General features: G+C 52.9%; 2 protein-coding genes. Both read left to right on the forward strand.

The window, feature by feature from the left end; genetic code table 11:
• The coding region (locus VAE57_RS03615; protein WP_322820538.1) for a glycosyltransferase at positions 1–1,871 on the forward strand (1,871 nt) is incomplete at its 5' end.
• Positions 1,868–4,930, forward strand: coding sequence for a glycosyltransferase (locus tag VAE57_RS03620; protein ID WP_322820539.1), 3,063 nt, complete (start codon positions 1,868–1,870; stop codon positions 4,928–4,930). The genes VAE57_RS03615 and VAE57_RS03620, both read left to right, overlap by 4 nt.
• The last annotated feature ends 82 nt before the right edge of the window (positions 4,931–5,012 follow it).

A 5,012-nucleotide genomic window follows, 5' to 3' on the forward strand; every position in this document is an offset into this window, starting at 1 on the left:
GATGGTCTGAGTCAACGGTACGGCATGGTGTTCTGCGAAGGGAACTGGAGCTGGCACGGATGAATAATCTGCTGATCATCAGCCATGATGTCGTTGGTCAACGGATGGCTGGACCTGGCATTCGGATGTGGGAGCTGGCACGGACGCTGGCCAGACAGATTCCGGTAACCTTAATTGCACCTCGCCCTATTGATTTACCGTCAACACCAGGGATCACGTATGGGCATTACACCTGGGGTGACAAAACCACTCTTGCACCGTATCTGAATGAAGCAACCACGGTATTGGCAAACGGCTTCGTTGCCTCTGTTCATCCCGAACTACTTACGTTTCGAGGTCGATTGATAGTTGATCTTTATGATCCGATAGTCTTTGAAAACCTCGAACTGTTTCGCCAGCGACCGCTTGCAGAACGGGAAGAACAAACGCAGCGTGACATAACGTTATTGCGCGAGTTACTTTTGCGTGGCGACCATTTTCTCTGCGCTACTGAACAGCAGCGCGACTTGTACATCGGAGGCTTGCTGGCGCTTGGACGTGTAACACCCGCATTAATTGATGTTGATCCTCTCCTGCGCAACCTGATCGCCGTGGTGCCATTCGGGGTGAGCGATGATCCGCCGCAGGCCAGTGGTCAACCGGCACTACGCGGTGTACTTGATGACTTGAATGCCGATCACCAGATCATTCTCTGGAGCAGCGGCCTCTGGGACTGGCTCGATCCGCTGACCGTGGTACGGGCAATGCCGGACGTGCTAACCGCCGTACCACAAGCGCGCCTGGTCTTCCTGGCCGGGCGACATCCGGGCCAGGTTCCTGAAATGGCAACCCTCCAGCAAACCCGCCAACTGGCGGCTGAGCTGGGATTACTCGGCAACGGCATTCACTTCTACAACGAATGGATACCCTACGCACGACGTGCCGACTTTCTGCTGGAAGCGGCGATTATGGTATCATTGCACCGTGAACATTTAGAGACACGCTATGCTGCTGTACGGTCACGTGTGCTGGATCATTTATGGGTAGGACGACCTGGTGTTGTCAGCGCCGGTGATGCCGCTGCTGAACTCATCGGGGAACATCAGGCCGGAGAGGTTGTTCCGATTGGTGACAGTCAGGCAGTAGCCGCCGCACTTATTCGTTTACTAACCGATCGGCAGCACTGGGTGCATCAGAGTGCGCAGGCTACCGCTCTCGGTCGGCGTTTGCGCTGGTCGCAGGTGGTAGAGCCGTTGAGGCGTATGGTATCATCTCCTGTAAGGAAGACTGATCGCAGCACAACCGAGAAACGGCAATCAACCATGGATAAGGATAATCTGCAAACCATTCTGCGAGAGCGCAATGCACTGATCCACGAACTGGAAAAATATTGGCAGGTCGCTCCAGTTTCTTCCCAACCAGGCTCAATTCCTGGGCGCATAAAGCAATGGTTGCAACGGCGAATAACCGGTTCACTACACGCTGACTTGTGTCGAATTGTGGATCAGCAACGGGCGTTTAATGCAACATTGATCAATCTGGTATATCGTTTATCCAGTGCTTTCGATGAACAGGCGCGACGAACGGAAGAGCAACTCCATACGCTTCGCTATGAGACAACTCTCCATCAGCAGCATGTAGCAAATCACCTAGCTTCGCTCACCCAACAACTCGCCGAGATGAAGCCGTTGCTGGAAGTAGTCAGACAGGAACAGATTACACTTAATACTGAATTGCATTCGCTGCGTGCTGAATTACAAAAAGCTCGCGACACATTACCTCCACTCCATCAACACATTATTGATCTCGAAACACGTATCCTTGATTTCGATGAAGTGCTCTCACAAGTGGCACAGCGATTAAGCGATCTATCTCTCGCTCTATCAAAATGAAAGCAAGCGTTGTTATTCCATTGTGGCAGGGTGGTGTATACATTCGTGACTGTCTGCAATCATTGCAACAACAGTCAGAACAACCGGCCATTATTGTCGTGAATAATGGTAGTAGTGATGATGGGCCGGACATTGTCCGTCGCGAGTTTCCTGATGTAACACTCCTGGATTTCGACCGACCACTCGGTTTTGCCGGTGCAGTCAATGCAGGTATACAGGCAGCTTTAACCGCAGCCGAACCTCCCGATGTGGTGATTGCGCTAAACCAGGACACAGTAGTTGATCCCGGTTGGCTGTCTGCAATGATGCCGGTATTTGCCAACCCGACGGTCGGTCTTGCAGGCAGTCTGGCCCGTTTTCCTGATGGGCAGATTCAACATGCTGGCGGTACCCTGATCGAGCCACTCTGGTATGGACGAAATCGCCACTCGCTCGACGATCCTGCGCCGATACACTACCTGGCTGCGCTGGCCCTGGGTATGCGTGTGAGAATGCTCGATCAGGTTGGGTTATTTGATGAAGGATTCGCTCCGGCTTATTACGAAGATGTTGACCTCTGTCTGCGTGCGCTGGCGCAGGGCTGGCGTATCGAACTGGTACCTGCAGCAACGCTCATTCATCATGAGGGTGCATTGCAACAGACATCGCCCAGACATACCTATATGATCGAGCGACAGCGCTGGCGTCTGCTCTTGAAGCATCGTTCCCTCGCTGAACTACACGAGTTCGTCTTTCCAGCCGAACAAGCCTTATTGCAAGAGCGTGCTGATGCAGGGATCAGTGACAATCTGCGTGCCGCCTATCTGCAAGCGATTCTTGCCTTACCTGAGATTGGTCGGCAGCGTGGTTGGACAAACGAGGAGATCGATTCGCTTCGTAGCAGGCTTATTGAATTGCGCTCTGAAGCTATTGCTCGCGAACGTACCAGCCGAATTATCGGCTTACAACAGGCATTGCATTCGCATGTGTTGCCGTATGCATCGGCACATGCTGCTAGCGATGAACGTGTAATAGGAGAGTCTGCTAGATCATCACCTGCTACGTTGCAGGACGAGCAAGACCTGGGTAGTGCTGAAGTCTCTTCTCGTGGTGAACATCCGGCGACAGTAGTGACAGACAACGAGCATGATGATCAAGGCAACAATGGTACAACAGTATTTGCCGTCAACGATCTCCAGCAGCAATCCACTAATACCGATACGAGGCGGCCTCTCTTCCAGCCCGGTGCGCGTCCACCGGTCGCAATCGTAATACTCACATGGAATGGGTTGGCGCTCACTCAACGGTGCCTTACCAGCCTGCGTGCCAATACTCGTGATGTAGCGTATCGCTTTATCGTTGTTGACAACGGTAGTACTGATGGTACCGTGGAGTGGCTTCGTGATCAACCCGATGTTACGCTGATTGCTAATGGCGAAAATCGGGGTTTCGCGGCTGGCGTGAATCAAGGCATTGCCGCAGCCCCTCCAGATCACGATGTGCTCCTCCTCAACAACGACACCGAAATCATTGAGGAGTCCTGGCTGGCCCATCTGCGTGATGTGGCTAACAATCACCCCGACTATGGGATTGTCGGTTGTTTGCTCCTCTTCCCAAATGGCCTCTTACAACACGCCGGCACCTACATGCCCCAACATAACTTCTGGGGCTACCAGATCGGTGGTGGTGAACCGTTTATCGGCCAGTATCCCGGCATCCGCGAGGTTGAAGGGGTCACCGGTGCGTGCATGTACATTCGGCGTGATGTGATTGCCACCATTGGCGGTCTGGATGAAACCTATTTCTCGTATTACGAAGACACCGACTATTGTCTGCGTGCAATGCAGGCTGGATTCAAGATTGTTTGCACTGGTGGAGCCAGGGTTGTCCACCACGAAAATTCGAGTACAAAACTTAACAACGCCGACTGGTGGCGTATGTTCAGTCATGGACAACGGGTTTTCCTGTCGAAATGGCGTGATTACTACCGGCGGCGGTATCGCTATGGTTTGGTCTGGCATTCGCTCATCGCCCATGCCACCGGGTACGCGACCTCGTCGCGTGAATTTGTCCGCGAGCTGGATCGGCGTGGTGTCGATATCCGGCTGGCTTGCATCTTCGGCACCGATTACACGGAACCGCCGACCCGCGATCCGCGGCTTGATCAACTGCGGCAGCGTCCCAAAGATACCTCATTGCCCCAGGTTGTCTACAGTCAGGGAGATGCTTTTATCAAAAACAGTGGTCGCTACCGGATCGGGTTTACCATGCTGGAGTCTGATGCACTGCCTGCCGATTGGGTGCATCAGGCAAATCAGATGGACGAGGTGTGGGTACCGAGCCACTTTACCCGTGATGTCTTTGCCCAATCTGGTGTACGACGACCAATCCATATTATTCCGCTGGGCTTTAATCCCAACTATTTTCATCCAGGTATCCAGGGACACAAACCAACTGACTCGTTTGTGTTTCTCTCTATCTTTGAATGGATTGAGCGGAAAGCACCTGAAGTCTTGCTGCGCGCATACGTGAGTGAATTCAGGCGTAGCGATGATGTAGTACTGGTGCTAAAGATTTTTAACCACGATCCACGGTTCGATGTTCACCAGCGTATCCACGAGATCGTCAACCGTCCCGACGTACCCAGAGTCGTGGTTATCCTGAATCAGGAAATTGCCGAGCACCAGATGGGAAGTTTCTACCGGAGTGCCGACTGCTTTGTCCTGCCCACCCGTGGTGAGGGATGGGGTATGCCGATACTTGAGGCCATGGCCTGCGGCTTACCGGTCATTGCAACCGACTGGGGTGCTCAGCGTGATTTCTTCAACGACCGGTTAGGTTACCCGCTGCGTGTGCGTCAGTTAATACCGGCAGTCGCTCGTTCACCGTATTATGCCGGTTCACGCTGGGCCGATCCTGATATTGATCATCTACGTTATCTTATGCGGTACGTCTACGAGCATCCAGCAGAAGCACGTGAAAAAGGAGCACAGGCTGCTGTGGAAGTACAGCAATGCTGGACGTGGGAAAAAGCTGTTGATCGAATTATCGAGCGCTTAGAAGCTATTACACATTCGTGAAGTGAGGCAATATGAGCATCTACTGGATTCGCTTTCAGGGTGATAGTGCAGCAGAAGCGATGAAGGCTGTTGCCGATGCATT

It is taken from the genome of Chloroflexus sp., assembly GCF_034434295.1.
Classification (GTDB): domain Bacteria; phylum Chloroflexota; class Chloroflexia; order Chloroflexales; family Chloroflexaceae; genus Chloroflexus.